This window comes from Fusobacterium mortiferum ATCC 9817, assembly GCF_000158195.2.
Classification (GTDB): Bacteria; Fusobacteriota; Fusobacteriia; order Fusobacteriales; family Fusobacteriaceae; genus Fusobacterium_A; species Fusobacterium_A mortiferum.
On the sequence record NZ_GL987991.1, the window covers coordinates 95,962 to 111,742 of the forward strand.

General features: G+C 28.7%; 16 protein-coding genes. 3 read left to right on the forward strand and 13 right to left on the reverse strand.

Annotated features, from left to right (window positions below; genetic code table 11):
* Positions 1 to 6: 6 nt before the first annotated feature.
* From FMAG_RS07030 to FMAG_RS07060, 7 genes are all read right to left on the reverse strand, one after another.
* Positions 7 to 1,017 (reverse strand): hypothetical protein, encoded by a 1,011-nt coding sequence (locus FMAG_RS07030; RefSeq protein WP_005885424.1) that lies wholly within the window; start codon positions 1,015 to 1,017, stop codon positions 7 to 9.
* Positions 1,018 to 1,165: 148 nt separating this feature from the next.
* Positions 1,166 to 2,071 carry an autotransporter outer membrane beta-barrel domain-containing protein gene (locus FMAG_RS07035; RefSeq protein ID WP_005885426.1) on the reverse strand — a complete coding sequence of 302 codons (906 nt, stop codon included), beginning with the start codon at positions 2,069 to 2,071 and terminating at the stop codon, positions 1,166 to 1,168.
* 9 nt (positions 2,072 to 2,080) lie between these two features.
* On the reverse strand, positions 2,081 to 2,788 hold the full coding sequence (locus FMAG_RS07040) for a Bax inhibitor-1/YccA family protein (RefSeq protein ID WP_005885428.1): 708 nt from the start codon (positions 2,786 to 2,788) through the stop codon (positions 2,081 to 2,083).
* A gap of 54 nt (positions 2,789 to 2,842) precedes the next feature.
* Entirely contained in the window at positions 2,843 to 4,015 is a 1,173-nt protein-coding gene (locus FMAG_RS07045) for an iron-containing alcohol dehydrogenase (protein WP_005885430.1), read from the reverse strand.
* A gap of 39 nt (positions 4,016 to 4,054) precedes the next feature.
* Positions 4,055 to 5,638 (reverse strand): NAD(P)/FAD-dependent oxidoreductase, encoded by a 1,584-nt coding sequence (locus tag FMAG_RS07050; RefSeq protein ID WP_005885432.1) that lies wholly within the window; start codon positions 5,636 to 5,638, stop codon positions 4,055 to 4,057.
* 118 nt (positions 5,639 to 5,756) lie between these two features.
* The gene (locus FMAG_RS07055; protein ID WP_005885434.1) at positions 5,757 to 6,029 is read right to left on the reverse strand and encodes an HU family DNA-binding protein; all 273 of its coding nucleotides are present in this window, start codon (positions 6,027 to 6,029) and stop codon (positions 5,757 to 5,759) included.
* 75 nt (positions 6,030 to 6,104) lie between these two features.
* Entirely contained in the window at positions 6,105 to 6,584 is a 480-nt protein-coding gene (locus tag FMAG_RS07060) for a tyrosine-type recombinase/integrase (protein ID WP_308193068.1), read from the reverse strand.
* Between the two features lie 231 nt (positions 6,585 to 6,815).
* Here FMAG_RS07060 and FMAG_RS07065 point away from each other — a divergent pair, with 231 nt between their 5' ends.
* On the forward strand, positions 6,816 to 7,973 hold the full coding sequence (locus FMAG_RS07065) for an amidohydrolase (RefSeq protein WP_005885438.1): 1,158 nt from the start codon (positions 6,816 to 6,818) through the stop codon (positions 7,971 to 7,973).
* 17 nt (positions 7,974 to 7,990) lie between these two features.
* On the opposite strand, the gene FMAG_RS13320 is transcribed toward FMAG_RS07065, so the two are convergent.
* Positions 7,991 to 8,890 (reverse strand): hypothetical protein, encoded by a 900-nt coding sequence (locus tag FMAG_RS13320; RefSeq protein WP_005885440.1) that lies wholly within the window; start codon positions 8,888 to 8,890, stop codon positions 7,991 to 7,993.
* Positions 8,891 to 8,994: 104 nt separating this feature from the next.
* On the opposite strand from FMAG_RS13320, the gene eutH reads away from it, so the two are divergent.
* On the forward strand, positions 8,995 to 10,092 hold the full coding sequence (eutH, locus tag FMAG_RS07075) for an ethanolamine utilization protein EutH (RefSeq protein WP_005885442.1): 1,098 nt from the start codon (positions 8,995 to 8,997) through the stop codon (positions 10,090 to 10,092).
* A gap of 583 nt (positions 10,093 to 10,675) precedes the next feature.
* On the opposite strand, the gene FMAG_RS07080 is transcribed toward eutH, so the two are convergent.
* Complete coding sequence (locus FMAG_RS07080; RefSeq protein WP_005885444.1) at positions 10,676 to 11,371, reverse strand: YjjG family noncanonical pyrimidine nucleotidase; 696 nt, start codon at positions 11,369 to 11,371, stop codon at positions 10,676 to 10,678.
* A 94-nt stretch (positions 11,372 to 11,465) separates the two neighbouring features.
* Between FMAG_RS07080 and FMAG_RS07085 the strand changes: the two genes are divergently transcribed.
* Positions 11,466 to 12,386: a homoserine kinase gene (locus FMAG_RS07085; RefSeq protein ID WP_005885446.1), complete on the forward strand. Its 921-nt coding sequence runs from the start codon at positions 11,466 to 11,468 to the stop codon at positions 12,384 to 12,386.
* A 40-nt stretch (positions 12,387 to 12,426) separates the two neighbouring features.
* Here the strand turns inward: FMAG_RS07085 and pcp are convergent, their stop codons facing one another.
* From pcp to FMAG_RS07105, 4 genes are all read right to left on the reverse strand, one after another.
* Positions 12,427 to 13,068, reverse strand: coding sequence for a pyroglutamyl-peptidase I (gene pcp / locus FMAG_RS07090; protein WP_005885448.1), 642 nt, complete (start codon positions 13,066 to 13,068; stop codon positions 12,427 to 12,429).
* Between the two features lie 38 nt (positions 13,069 to 13,106).
* Positions 13,107 to 14,021: a DUF979 domain-containing protein gene (locus FMAG_RS07095; RefSeq protein WP_005885450.1), complete on the reverse strand. Its 915-nt coding sequence runs from the start codon at positions 14,019 to 14,021 to the stop codon at positions 13,107 to 13,109.
* Positions 14,014 to 14,688, reverse strand: coding sequence for a DUF969 domain-containing protein (locus FMAG_RS07100; protein ID WP_005885452.1), 675 nt, complete (start codon positions 14,686 to 14,688; stop codon positions 14,014 to 14,016). The genes FMAG_RS07095 and FMAG_RS07100 overlap by 8 nt, the downstream gene beginning before the upstream one ends.
* A gap of 89 nt (positions 14,689 to 14,777) precedes the next feature.
* The gene (locus FMAG_RS07105) at positions 14,778 to 15,650 is read right to left on the reverse strand and encodes an AraC family transcriptional regulator (RefSeq protein ID WP_005885453.1); all 873 of its coding nucleotides are present in this window, start codon (positions 15,648 to 15,650) and stop codon (positions 14,778 to 14,780) included.
* Between the last annotated feature and the right edge of the window lie 131 nt (positions 15,651 to 15,781).

Genomic DNA, 15,781 nt, shown 5'->3' on the forward strand with positions numbered 1-15,781 from the left:
TTATTATTATTTATATTCTCCTAGCATAAATCTATAAAATGAAGGATTTACATAAACTTCTTTTGTTTTTAATTTTAAATTTTTATTTTTAGCTAACTCTTTTATTAGAGCATCTGATTTTTCAGGTAAAGTTAAAACATATGCTTCATATTCTCCTTCACTAGCAATATTAACTATTAACTTTTCAAATCCATCTATTTTTTCAGTTTGTAAGAATGGTTGCCACCAAGCATCGTAGATAAGATTTTCCTCATCAACCTCATCTTTTTTAGCATATTTATCAATAAGTTGTATAAATTTCATTTTATCAGCTTTATCTTTAAATTCAAATTGTAAGTCATATTCTAAAGGTGTAATTACTATTTGTCCATCTTCCATTACAATATTAGGAGTTGCTGGTTCTCCCCAATCTGGCATATGAAGGTATGCAGAAGTTTTTGGTTCAATCTGAACTTTAGCATCTAATCCTTCACTTTTCATAAGAGCAATAAGCTGATTAGCATGTTTTATTCCATTATGCCCATAACTTAAAGATAATTCAGGATTAAAATTAGCATATGTAGATTTTATTTTAATATTATATCCTGTTGTAAGTTTTTTAGCTAATGCAATGTTTAAACTATCTATCAAAGAATTTTTTTCTATCACTTTAAAAGTTGAGTATTTTCTATTAATTCTTTCTATTATATTTTTATCAGAAATATTTCCTAAAGAATTTTCACTTATATCTTTAAAATTACTTATGTAATTTTCTAATTTTAAGTTTATATTTTTAGAATAATTTAAATCATCAACTGTTATAGCTTGTAAATCTACTAATACAGCTTTTGAAGCTAGTTCTTCTAATTTTTCTTTTTTAAGTTTTTTATATCCTTTTAATGAACGTTCTATTTTTTCTTTAGAGTAAGTATTAGATAGTTCTGTCATTTCAAGCTTATTTACACTCTCTTGGTAAATATCTTGTCCAAATAATGAAAAACTTAATAAAATACTTCCAATTAATATTTTTTTTCTCATAAATTTCTCCTTTAAACTATATATTCAAATATATTATATTATATCATATTTTTTTCAAAAAATAAAAAAAGAAAGCCACCTAGTCCATATAGGCAGCCTCCCAAGGGTTGTTAATTTATTATAACAAATATATATTCCTTTGTCAATATTAGAAGTTGTGAGATAGTGTCAAGCTAAACATATCATAGTAGTATTCTCTATTCCAAAAACTACTATACCCTAAGCTTACTAAGAAATCAGGATCTAGATAATATCCAAGTTTTATATTAAATATCCCTGCATCTCTTCCCACTTCTAATCCTTTTATTTTTTCTCCATTGTTAAGTCTGATGCTCTCTCTATTAGGAAAATCGTAGTTCCATTCTCCAGAAGCAGTTAGTAAAAATTTCTCTCTAAATTCTTGAGCATAAGTTACTCCTAAAGCTCCACTTCCAACTCTATCATCATTATCTTTTATATTATTATGAGCTTTCATAGTATATTGATTCCAATCTAAAGAGATATAAGGATAGATGATAGCTTTCTCTCCAAGAGAATACATATATCCTCCCTCTGCTCCTAATGAATAATCTTTAGTACGATATCTATAAGTTTCATAACTATTTTTACTTTCAGTATAACCAGCTTTTCCGATTATTAACCAGTTGTCTATATTTTTCCCTACATAGTAATCTATACCATAAGTTCTCACTCTAGCATCTTCATCACTATAATTCATTTTAGATTTAAGATATCCAACACTTACTCCAACATATATATCTGGATTAGAAATTAGATTACTATTTGTCCCCATCATAAATCCCTTTGTTTTTACATCATATTTAGATGAGGAATTATTGTAACTATTTTCTAACTCTCCTATGTATTCAAGATATTGATTACTGTTACTATAACCAGCTCTACCAAATTTTTTAAATATTATATTTTTTCTAAATTGTTCTTTACCTCTATTACTTAGAATTTTACTATGTATCTCTCCCATATTATTAAAATTTTCTTGTGCTAAAAGGAGAGAAGAGGATAAAAGAAAAATTATTCCTAGATATTTTTTCATAATCTACCTCTAGTTTCTTTTCTTTCCAAAAATTCTTAATAGATAAAGGAATAGGTTGATAAAGTCTAAGTATAGATTTAAAGCTCCTATTATTCCCATCTTTTCTACCATCTCTTCATCACTACCAGCAATGTTGTAGGCAATATATTTTATTCTATTGATATCAAAAGCTATTAGTCCAGAAAAAATTACTACTCCAAGTATAGTTCCTACCCAATAAAGCATAGGTGCTTTAATAAAGATATTGATAAGTGAGATTATAATTATAGTAATTAATCCTGTCATTAAAAATTTGCTATACTTTGTTAAGTCCTCTTTTGTAGTATAACCATATACCCCAATTACTATAAACATTATAGTTGTAACTCCTAAAGTATATAGTATAGATATGGGATGGAATACAAAGGCTAGACTAGAAAATAGTATTCCATTCATCAAAGCATAAACATAAAATAAAAATCTAGCAGTAACAGATGACATCTTATTAATTCCTAAACTTAAGAAAAATACAAGAGCAACCTCAGCTAAAGCTATCAATTTAAAATATCTAGCTAGAGTATAAACTAACTCTGAATTAAAGAAAAATACATAGATAGGAACTAAAGTAGTAATAAATAATCCTCCTATCATATTTAACATAACTTTTCTTACAAAGGCATTGCTCACTTCAGTGCTTATGTTAGACACATCTCTTTCAAAATAATCATTGTAATTCATTTTATCAGCTCCTTTTTTAACTAATAATTATTTGTGATAATTTGTAATTTCATATTATAAAGCCATTTTATATATAGCTAAAACATCTTCTTTATATAGTTTTTTCATACTTCCCAATGCTCCAAACATTGTAGCTTGTTCTGCCATCTTATCTAATTTACTTTCATCTATTCCCACTTCTTTAAGGGTACTTGGAATACCTAATGAAGAGAAAAACTCTCTTGTTTTATTAATAGCTTTATTTGCTATTTCCATATTATTTTCTCCATCTAAGTTCCATACATTTTTACCATACTCTACAAATCTATGTACATTCTCTTCTGATAATACATATTTCATCCAATATGGTGTAAGTATTCCTAATCCCACTCCATGTGTTATATCATAAAAAGCACTTAGCTCATGTTCCATTCCATGTGTAGCCCAATCAGTAGATACTTTTCCATATGTTACCATTCCATTTAGAGCAAGAGAACTTGTCCACATAAGATTGGCTCTAGCTTCATAATCATCTAATTCATTGTAAGCTATTGGCCCATATTCAATAACAGTTTTCATCATAGCTTCCATTAAACGATTTTGTAGATATCCTTCTTGGTCTGGAGTGAAATATTGTTCAAATAGATGACTCAATATATCTACTACTCCAGCAGCAGTATGATATTGATTTACAGTAAAAGTATATTCAGGGTCTAATATAGAGAATACAGGTCTTAATAAATCATGTCCTATTGCTAATTTTTGATTAGTATGCATATTTGAGATAACTGAGTTTCCATTCATCTCACTACCAGTAGCAGCTAATGTAAGAATAGATGCCACAGGTAAAGCAGATGTTAATGTATTTAATTTTTGTTCTACATATAAATCTTGCCACACATCTCCATAATAATTAGCTTGAGCAGCAATAGCTTTAGAGCAATCTATTACACTTCCTCCTCCCATAGCAATAATAAGATTTATTCCCATCTTTCTACAAAGCTCTGCTCCTGCATATACAGAGTCTATTCTAGGGTTCGGATCTATATTAGGCAACTTATAGATATGAATTCCAGATTTTTTTAAACTTTCTACTACAACATCAAAAAGTCCACTCTTCTTAACACTTCCTTTTCCATAAACTAGAAGTACTTTATCTCCATATCTCTTGGCTTCTTTTCCAACTTCATTTACCTTTCCTCTTCCAAATAGAACCTTAGTTGGAATATTGTAATTAAAATTTTTCATTTTAATCCCTCCCTTTTATAATGTTCATATATTTTTATTTTAATCTTTTACTCTTGTAAAAGCTAAGTCTACAATTTTTACTCCATCTACACCAGCACTAGTAATTCCACCAGCATATCCAGCTCCCTCTCCTATTGGATATAGTCCATATACATTGACAGACATACCTTTTATATCTCTTATAATTCTTACAGGGGCAGAAGTCCTAGTTTCTGGTGCTATAAGGTTGGCATTTCTTGAAATAAACATAGGATTTTTACTCCAATATTCAAAGGCAGATTTCATATTATCTACTATTACTTCTGGGAAAAAATCATTTAGATTATATGAAGTCTTTTTCATCTCATAACTACTCTCTATCTCATAAGTAGTTTTTTTATTGTTCATAAAATCTAAAACTCCTTGATATAGAGCCCCATACCCTTGCCCTAACTCATAAGTTTTTCTCTCCAATTTTTCTTGAAACTCCATTCCAGCAAATAGATGGCTACCAAAATCATTTTCCTTTACTCCTACTACAATAGCTGAATTGGAAAATCTTCCATCTCTTTGAGAATAGCTCATACCATTTACAAGAGAGGTATTAAGCTCTGATGAAGCATTGACTATAACTCCTCCTGGACACATACAGAAAGAGAATACCCCTCTCTCCTCAGCTCTGTTATTATAAGTTACACTATAAGTAGCTGAACCTAATAACTCATTATCAGCAAATTTTCCATATTGCATTTTATCTATATCGCATCTAGGGTGTTCTATTCTAGCTCCAATAGCAAAAGGCTTACTTTCCATCTGTACTCCATTTTTATGTAACATTCTATATGTATCTCTAGCTGAGTGTCCAATGGCAAGTATTACAGAGTTAAAGCTATGATACTCCTTTTCTCCTGTGGAATTTATTATATCAATTCCTGATATCTTTCCATTTTTTATATGGATATTTTCTAATCTATGATTAAAGAAAAATTTTCCACCAAGAGATTTTATCTTCTCTCTTAAATTTTTTACAACTATCTTTAAAATATCAGTACCTACATGTGGCTTATAGTCCCATAAAATATTTGATGGAGCTCCACACTCTACCAATGTTTCAAAAATCTTATCCATATATTCACTTTTTATTCTTGTATTTAGCTTTCCATCAGAGTAAGTTCCTGCTCCTCCCTCTCCAAATTGTATATTTGAGTTAGGGTTAAGGATAGAGTTTTTAACAAAGTTTTCAGTTGTGATATCTCTTTTATCTACCTCTTCTCCTCTTTCAAAAACAATAGGTATAAATCCATATTCAGCAAGCCTAAGAGCAGCAAAAAGTCCAGCTGGACCAGCTCCTATTACAGCTACCTCTTTATCAATAGATAAGATAGGTTCTCTAGTTGCTTTTTCTATATCTTTTGCTAGAGAGATATTTTTTAAAGTTGTAATATCCACTGGAGTTTCTAATTCTACTTCTAAATTATATATAAGCTTGATATCAGATTTTTTCCTACTATCAATAGACCTTTTACTCCAAATAATACTTTTGATATTATTTCTCTTTACTCCTCTTTTCTCTATCTCTTTTATTATCTCTTTATCTTGATTTCTCTCTAAAGAAACAATAATGTTATTTACATTTATTCTCAAAATTTCACCTCTATAAATTAGTTAAGTATTATCCTCTAGTTTTATATGTAAAATTATATCACAAATTTATAGAAAAATAAAAGAAAAACCTGTATTACACAGGTTTTTTCAAAAATTTTTATTTAATTTTATCAGCTAGAAGTTTTCCAACTTTAAATTTTACAGCTTTCTTAGCAGGTACTTTTATAATTTCTTTGCTTTGAGGACTTCTAACTTCTCTAGCTGCTCTCTCTACTACTTCCCATTTACCCCAACCTACAAAAGTAACTTCATCTCCTTTAACTAGAGATTCTTCTACACTTTCTAAGAAAAGGTTAATATTTTTTTCAGCTTCTTTTTTAGTTAAATTTCCTTTTTCAGCATATAACTCAATAAACTCTTTTTTTGTCATAACAATCCCTCCTGTTGTACTGCTGTTATTGTTACTATTATATATACTACCAAAATTGGAATTTGTAAATAGTTTTTAAAAAATAATTTTAAAATTTGCTGAAGCTTCATTTACCTCTTCGTCAGTTATACCTAAATATCTTTGAGTAACAGAAACAGAAGAGTGATTAAGAAGTTTCCTTACTAGTTCAATATTACATTGGCTATCTAAATATTGAATGTGGGCATATGTCTTTCTAAAGCTATGTGTAGATATATCACTAGCTCCTAAGATAAAAGATATTTTCTGTATATACTTTTGTACCCATCTTACTTTAATTGTAAACATTCTATCATTATGTCCCAATTTCTTTTTATCACAATACTCTTCCACTTTATTTATAATTTCTGTATTAATTTTTCTATGTTGAATTTTTCCTGTTTTTTGCTCTTTTAGATGTATAAAATTATTATTAAAATTTTTCTTTTTCAGGATTAATACATCCCCTATTCTCAGGCCAGTATTTAGTTGAATAAGAAAAATAAGATAAATCTGTTTGTTAGGACGTATAACTATATTATTGCTACAATATCCATTTTTTACATAAAAAAAATTTCCTGAAGTTCTTCTCTAGTTAGTGCTCTTGTTGTCATAATTGTTTCCTCCATATATAATTATATTTTTTCTTTGTATATAATATTATACCTCAAATTTCAAATTTTTAAAGTTTTTTCTCTATTGAAAAAATATAAAGATTTGTTATAATTAGATTATGACTATATATTTCAAAATGGGAGGATAAAAACTATGCTTATTATTAAAAATGGAACGATCTTAGATGTAAAAAATTCTCAACTTGTATATGGAGATATATCTATCTTAGATGGAAAGATTAAAGGAATAGAAAAAAATATTGAAACAGGAGAAGAGGATACAGTAATAGATGCTCAAGGAAAAATTGTAGCTCCTGGATTTATAGATGCTCATTGTCATCTAGGACTTATGGGAGATAGTGTTGGTTTTGAAAATGATGATGTAAATGAAAAATCAGAACCTATCACTCCTCATCTAAGAGCCATAGATGCTCTTGATCCTATGGATAGAGTTTTTGAAGAGGCTTATCAAGGAGGAATTACCTCTGTGGCAACAGGACCAGGAAGTGCCAATGTAATAGGAGGACAATTTGCTGCTGTAAAAACTTTTGGTAAGAGAATAGATAAGATGATAATAAAAGAGCCTATTGCTATGAAATGTGCCTTTGGAGAAAACCCAAAAAGATTTTATGGAACAAAGGGAAAAATGCCTACAACAAGAATGGGAACAGCTGGACTTTTAAGAGAAACTCTTTTTAAAGCTAAAGAGTATCTTAGAAAAATAGAGTTAGCTGGAGATGATGAGAGCAAAAAACCAAACTTCGATATGAAATTAGAAGCTCTTATCCCAGTATTAAAAAAAGAGATTCCACTAAAAGCTCATGCTCATAAAGCAAATGATATATTCACAGCTATTAGAATAGCTAAGGAGTTTGATGTAAGAATGACTCTTGACCACTCTACTGATGCTAGAGCAATAGTAGATGAGTTAGCAGAAGAAAAATTTGATATGATAGTTGGACCAAGTCTTGGACATAGAACAAAGGTAGAGTTATTTAATAAATCATTTAAAACAGCTGGAGTTTTAAATAAAGCTGGAATAAGAATAGCTATTACAACTGATAGCCCTGTTATCCCTTTACAACACCTACCACTTTGTGCTGGACTTGCTGTAAAAGATGGATTAGATAAATGGGAAGCTTTCAAAGCTATCTCTATTTATCCAGCAGAGATACTTGGTCTTGAAGATAGAATCGGTTCTATTGATGTTGGAAAAGATGCAGATATAGTTATCTGGTCTAAATCTCCATTAGAATTAGATGCTAATGTAGAGTATACTATTATAGATGGAAAAATAGCTTATAGAAAATAATCTCTATAAGCTATCAGCTAAAAATTCAATTTATAATCTACTGAAAAAGTTATACGGGAGTCATCTTGAGTAGAGTTGTTTTTTTCATAAGCATCTTTATTTACTTGATATATTAAATCAAGTGAGATGTCATCATACTCTACTCCTCCCCCTATACCATAATACATTCCACTTTGATTTCTTCTTTCTATATACTCTTCATTTCCTTCATACTCTCCTATTGCATATCCAAGATTTAGTTTTAAATACTTGGTGCTCTCTTCATCACTGGAAACTTTATATTTTCCAGTGGCATATACAGGAGTATGACTCCATATATCAGAATTTTTATTTTCATATTGAGAATCATAGTACTCTGTATTTTTATAGGCTACCCCGACTCCAAATTCAAGGTTGTCTATAATTTTATCAGAGGTAATCTCCTTTGATGTAATTTGTCCTCCATATATCTCCTCACTTTTATCAGAAAAACTATATTTATCTAAGGTTTTCTTTATATCTATAAAAAAATCTGGTTGAGATGTATCCGTTGGAGAAAGTGTAAAAAACTCCCTTTCCTTTTCAACATTGTTATCTGGAAGAGGAGAATTTTTAGCATTATTAATAATCTGTTTAAGCTGCTCTTCAGTAATAATAGTTACACTATTTTTTTCTATTACCTCTTTAACATTTTCACTATCTTTTACATGTATTACTTCATCTATTTTTTCATTTTTCTTATTTTTTTCTTCTGCTTCAGGTATCATCTTACTGTTTTTTTCTTTTATATTCTCTGATTTTATTTTAGTTATCTCAAATTTTTCAGTTACTATATTCTTTTTTATATTTTCATTTTCTAAAGGTATAACCTCTCTAAATTCCCCATATAGATTTTTTATAAACAACATACTAAGAAACATAATAATTTTTTTTACCATATTCCCACCTACTGTAATTTAGTTTGTTTTCCATAATTTGATTATAGCATTTTTTTGTGAAATATTATATAATAAATAGGAATATCTTTAAGGAGGATAGATTTGTGAGTATCAACAATATAATTATTTATATCATGGTATTCTTTATGTTGATAGGAGCCATTGATAGAATTTTTAATAACCGTTTTGGATATGGTAAAAAGTTTGAAGATGGAATAATGACAATGGGAACATTGGCTTTAGCAATGTTAGGTATCATATCTTTTTCCCCTGTTATATCTTCATTTTTAAAGCCTATTATCTCTCCATTTTATAGAATAATAGGTGCTGACCCAGCTATGTTTGCTGGAACAATATTAGCTAGTGATATGGGAGGATATATATTATCACAAGAGTTAGCTCTTACTCATGATAGTGCTATGTTTTCTGGATTATTTTTAAGTGCTACTATGGGGACTACACTTTCATTCTCTATTCCTGTGGCTTTGGGAATAGTGGATAGAGCTGATGAGAAGTATATATCTAAAGGAATATTAGCAGGAATCTCAACCATTCCATTAGGTTGCTTTGTAGGTGGAGTTATAGCTGGTTTTCAAATAAAATTACTGTTTTTAAATCTTATTCCAATTATAGCTTTTACTTTTTTAATATGCTGGGCATTATTAAAATTTCCAAAAGAGATAGCTAAAGGATTTTTTCTTTTTGGAAAATTTATGTTTATATTGACTACTATTGGATTAGCTTTACAAATATTAGAAACACTAACAGGAGTAGTTGTGATAAAAGGTATGCTTCCTATAATGGAGGGAGTAAAGACAGTAGGAAGTATAGCTATTACACTAGCTGGTGCTTTTCCTATGTTGTATTTTGTAACTACTGTATTTACAAAACCATTGACAGCCATTGGAAAGATGTTTAGAATAAATGAAAAATCAACAGCTGGACTTATAGCTTGCTTAGCTCATAATATTCCAATGTTTAATATATTAAAAGAGATGGACGAGAGAGGAAAACTTTTAAATATAGCTTTTTCTGTAAGTGGAGCTTTTGTTTTAGGAAGTCATTTAGGATTTACAGCTGGAATAGATAAAGATTTAGTTTTTCCTGTAATTATTACAAAACTTGTAGGAGGAGTATCCTCTATGTTTGTAGCTAACTATATTTATAATAAAGAATTTAAACATAAAAAACCTTTAAATTAAATTTATTGATTAAAGAATAAACAATTTGGGAGTATAAAGTTATCAAAATTTTAAATATACCGTTGACAATTCTAAAATAGTATGATACGATAATAATGTAGAACAATGACAGTTTGTTTCTAATACCCATAGTTCACAGACGTGAACGCAACCCATATGACCCTAACTTACCCAAGGTTAGGGTTTCCCTATTTTTTGGAAAAAATCATCTAAAAAAATAGTGGCTATTGCAAATTCTTAAATTGAAATCAAAAAATAAAAATATTTAATAATATAAAAGGAAAAAAGTTTACTTTCAATCGCTAGTGTTTACGCAATGCTCATTACAGTAAATTTTTTTCCTTTTCCTTTACTCCTCTTATATCACGATTTCAATTTAAGAAATTTATTAGGAGAGAGAATAACATTCAAGAATAACGAAGATTGAGGAGAATAAATAGAGTAAGTCAGCGAAAACAAGTGCTAAAAAACACAACTGTTTGAGGCGTAGCCGAGTTTTGTGTTTTTAACGAGTTGAGCTCTACTTACTCTTTATTCTTTGAACGAAAGTCATTCTTGAATTAGTTATAATAACTTTAAATTTTTAAATTGCAACAGCCCCTAAAATTATCTTTTCTAATTCTAATAAATCTGTTATTATAAAATCTTTTTTTGTACTATCACTTTCTAATCCTTTAGGATTATACCAACAAGTTTTTATTCCAGCTAAGTTACCACCTTGGATATCAGCAGAGACAGAATCTCCTATAATTAAGACTCTTTCTGGAGAAGTAATTTTTGTTTTTTCAAAGATATAATTGAAAAAATTAATATCTGGTTTATTATATCCAATCTCTTCAGAGATAAAAAAATATTTAAAATATTTTTCTAAATCTACCTTTCTAAGTCTATTATATTGTATATCTTTTCCCCCATTAGAAGCCACAGCTAAATCTACTTTTCCATATAATTTTTCACATATTTCAACAGCATTTTTTATAAGATAAGCTCCCTCTCCAAGTCTGGCTCTATATTTAGTATTAAATTCTATAGGATTTCCTACTAAATTAAACTCTGTAAAAAATCTATTAAATCTGATAAAAGCTAATTCTTGTTTATCTATAAGCCCCTCTTCTAACTGTTTCCAACACTCTATATTGATATGGTGGTATCTTTCTAACATCTCTTCTGTACAAGGAAAACCATATTCAGCACAAGTATCTTCTAAAGCAACTTTTTCTGTCATATCAAAATCTAAAAGTGTCCCATCAATATCAAATAAAATTAAATCATAGTTCATTTTTCTCTTCTCCTTATAAAATAAATTCCATTTTATTATAGCATAGTTTTTATAAAAATGTTAATATATAGTAGGAGAAATTTAGGAGGAGAGTATGGCAGTATATACTAGATTACAAAAAGAGGAGATAGAAAAAATCTTATCTAATTACAATCTCACTCTTAAAAACTTTTATATGATAAAGACAGGTATTTTAAATACAAATTATTATATAGAATGTATTGAGGGAAAATTTGTACTAAGAGTATTTGAAGGAGGTAGAAAATACTTTGAAGAAAATCAAGAGTTAGAATTTCTTTTAGAGTTGAAAGATATTGTTCCTTGTTGTACCCCTTTACAAACTACTTCTGGAAATAATTATATAGTATATAAAAATAAGATGATTGCTCTTTTTTATTTTATTGAAGGAGAACCTATCAAAAGTTTTAATGAAGCTTATCTTAAAGAGATTGGAAAATATTTAGGAGTATTACATAGTTTTTCTATTGGTAAAAAACTTATTAGAAGATCTCGAATTGATATGGAAAAATATTATAAAAAAATTGATTTTCAAAATATAGATATTCCTTTTGATATAAAAGAAAAAATAAAAATACTTTATGAAGAGGTTAAAATTTTTAATTTTTCCTCTCTTCCTTGTGGAGTTATTCATAATGATATTTTTCCAGATAATATCTTTGTAAAGGATAATAAAATAGTAGGAATTTTAGATTTCAATGAAGCTCAAACAGCTCCTTTTATAATAGATTTAGCCATTGTTATTAATTTTTGGATAAGAGTCTACCAATTTGATTTAGAAGTAGAAAAGAGATATATTGATATTTTCCTTGAAGAGTATGAAAAGTATAGAAAGTTAGAAGAGAGAGAAAAGAGAGCTCTAGATATGGCTCTAAAAAAAATGGCTCTCACATTTATTCTTTTGAGATTGGATAAGTTTATAAATGAAAATCTATCAGAAGTATTTATTGAAAATAAAAGTTATACTCAATTATTACCATTGTTAGAATATTATTAATTATTTTATAAAAAAGAGAGCCACAAGGCTCTCTTTCCAATTAAAACTCTTTACCACCAGAAACTTTTATATCTGTTTCATAATTTTTTACCGCTTTTATAGAAGCTTCTAAAGCTCTAGTTATACTATTTAAATCCATATATGGAGTATTTTTTTTGTCTAATACTTGCTCTGTAATATAAGGAACGTGAATAAATCCACCCTTGATATTTAGATTATTTTTATTGATATAGTATAATAGAGAATACATTATGTGGTTACATACATAAGTCCCAGCTGTATTAGACACAGCAGCAGGAATTCCAGCTTTTTTAACTTCCTCTACCATAGCTTTAATAGGTAAATTAGAAAAATAAGCATTTTCTCCATCTTCAAAAACTTTAACATCAACTGGTTGATATCCTTCATTATCAGGAATTCTTCCATCATCTAAGTTGATAGCAACTCTCTCTACACAAAATTCATATCTTCCACCAGCTTGTCCTACACATATTACAACATCTGGTTTAACAGTATCTATATTTTCAAATAATTTTTTAGCAGATTTTTTAAATACAGTAGGTATTTGTAATTTTACAATCTCTACTCCATCTATATTATCTGGTAATCTTTTTACAGCTTCCCAAGCTGGATTTATTGGTTCTCCTCCAAATGGGTCAAATCCTGTAATTAATACTTTCATTTTTTACCTCCTAAAATTTAACTTTTATCATTCTTTAATTAAAAAGCTAATATATACATTAATACTATATGGATTAATAGTAAAGTAATAGCTACTGGAGCTTGTACTAATATTATACCATTTTTATTTTCCATTTCAAGAATAGAAGCTGGAACAATATTAAAGTTTGCTGCCATTGGAGTCATAAGAGTTCCACAATATCCAGCAGTAAGTCCTAGTGCTCCTACTATTGCTGGATTAGCTCCAAGATTTATTACAAATGGTACTCCTATACCAGCTGTAATTACAGCAAAAGCAGCAAAGGCGTTTCCCATTATCATTGTAAATATAGCCATAGCTATACAGTACCCTACTACTCCAAGCAATCTATTTCCATCAGGAATTATTCCACTCATTATTCCTGCTACTACCTCTCCAACTCCAGCTTTAGCAAATAGTGCTCCTAGTGCTCCTAATAGTTGAGGTAATATAACGCTTGCTCCCATTTGTTGTAACATTCTTGAAGAATCATAAGGAATATTTTTTACACTCTCTTTAGTAACCAACATAGTTAGGATAAGAGAAACTAAAGCTCCTACTCCAAGCCCAACAAGTCCACCTAAATTTGTAAATTGAGCCACTGAGAAAGCTACCACTCCAATAGATAGAGCTGGTATAAATATTTTATTTCCAATTTTTTCCTCTTGAACCATTCTATACTCATCACTACTATTTTTTAAACTTCCTAATCTTACATTTTTAGTAGCAGTAAGTCCACCCATTACTAAAAGTAGAGCTCCTACTAAAGCAGGATTCATATGTGGTCCAGCCATAAAAATTATACCAAATATTATCCAGAAAGCAGCTGTTCCAATTTTTTTAGGATTTGCACTATCATTTAGAGCATAAACTCCACATATAACCAAAACAAGTCCACAAATTATATACATTATCTCAAGAAGTGTATTAACCATTAATATCACCTTTCTTTACCTTTATTTTTTTATCAAACATATAGTTTTTAATAGCAGCTAAAATTATAGCTATTATTCCCATAGGAATACTTGCTTTAGCTATATCATATGCCTCTACTCCATCTATTCCAGCTTCTTTTAAAGTTCCTAAGATTAGCAATACTCCTGAAGAAGCTATAAAGATATTTTGTCCATAGAAGTTTCCATAGTTTTCCATACTATTAGCTAGTCCTTTTAACTCTTCATCTAACTCTTTAGTTAGTTTTCCATCTCTCTCAGCTGCTCCCTTAGCCATTGGATAAACTAATGGTCTGATAAATTGTACATGTCCTCCTAATCTTAAAGACATAGCTCCAGCTATTGTTCTGATTATTACATATAGAGTAAGAACTTTTCCACAAGTTGCTCCTTGTAAAGAAGAGATACATTTTGCTGCTCTTTCTCTAAGTCCATTTCTCTCTAATATACCAACAGTAGCTAAAGTTAAAAGTAAAAGTGTCATATATCTAGTTGATACAAAAGCACTTCCTAAAACATTTAAAATTTCCATAAAATCCATTGATGATACAAGCCCAGTAGCTACTCCAGCAAGTAAAACTACTGCGATAGTATCCAACTTTAAAGTAAATCCTATTAATATTAATAGGACTCCAATTAATTTAATCATACTAAATCCTCCTACTATTTATTAAATTAATATTACAGATATTATTATATAATAAAAATCAAAATTAGTAAACTAAAACATAAGAAAAATTAACCTTGAATCCTCTTTCCATACTTAATTAAATTCTCTTTTGCCTCTTTTCTATCTTTTTTTCTATGCTGAGTAGGTGTTACTCCATATTTTTTCTTATAAGCTTTTGTAAAGACTAGTGGGTCTTTATAGCCACAACTATTAGCAACATTTTCTATACTTTCATTTGTTATATCTAGTAATTCATTAGCTCTAGATAATCTAAAAACAGTTAGGTATTCTTGAATTGTTATCCCCATATTTTTCTTAAATAAAGTGGATAGATAACTTCTATTTAAGCCAACATATTCAATAATATTATTGACATTTATATCATCCCAATAATTATTTTTAATATATGTTATAATTTTATCAACATATGGATTTAATTCATTTTTTTCATCTTTCTCTTCTATTGAATTTTCTTCTACAATAAGAGAGAAAAATTCGTAAAATAATCCTTGGAGTTTAAGTTCTTCAGCTAATGTTAAATTTTTTCGTTTCAACATCTCCTTTAACAGAGAAAAAAGCTCATCTAATTTATCAGTTCTAAAAATTGGTTTATGTTGAATAATTCCAAGTTCTCTTAAATATTTCTCTGCTCCCTCTCCATCAAAACCAATCCAAAAATATTTCCAAGGATTTTTAGCATCTGCTTGATAAAAAGTTACTATATTAGGCTCTATTATAAACCCCTGTCCCTTCTCTAAAAAATATTTTTTATTATCCACTACAAATATTCCCTTGCCCTCTAAAACAATATGTAGTATATAAGTGGGTCTAGAAGCTGGTCCAAAGCTATGTAAAGATTCACATTCACTATAGCCACAAAATTTTAACTCTAATTTTTTTAGGCTCTCTCTTTTCAATTGTAACATACAAGCTTTTTCCATTTTACCTCCAAATAAAGTTTTTATTATTAAAGATATCATATAAAATATTTAATTGCAAGTACTATGTTTTTTTCTCGTTTATTATTCTATAATAGAACATTTAATGTTTTTTATGTTGATTTTATTTTTTT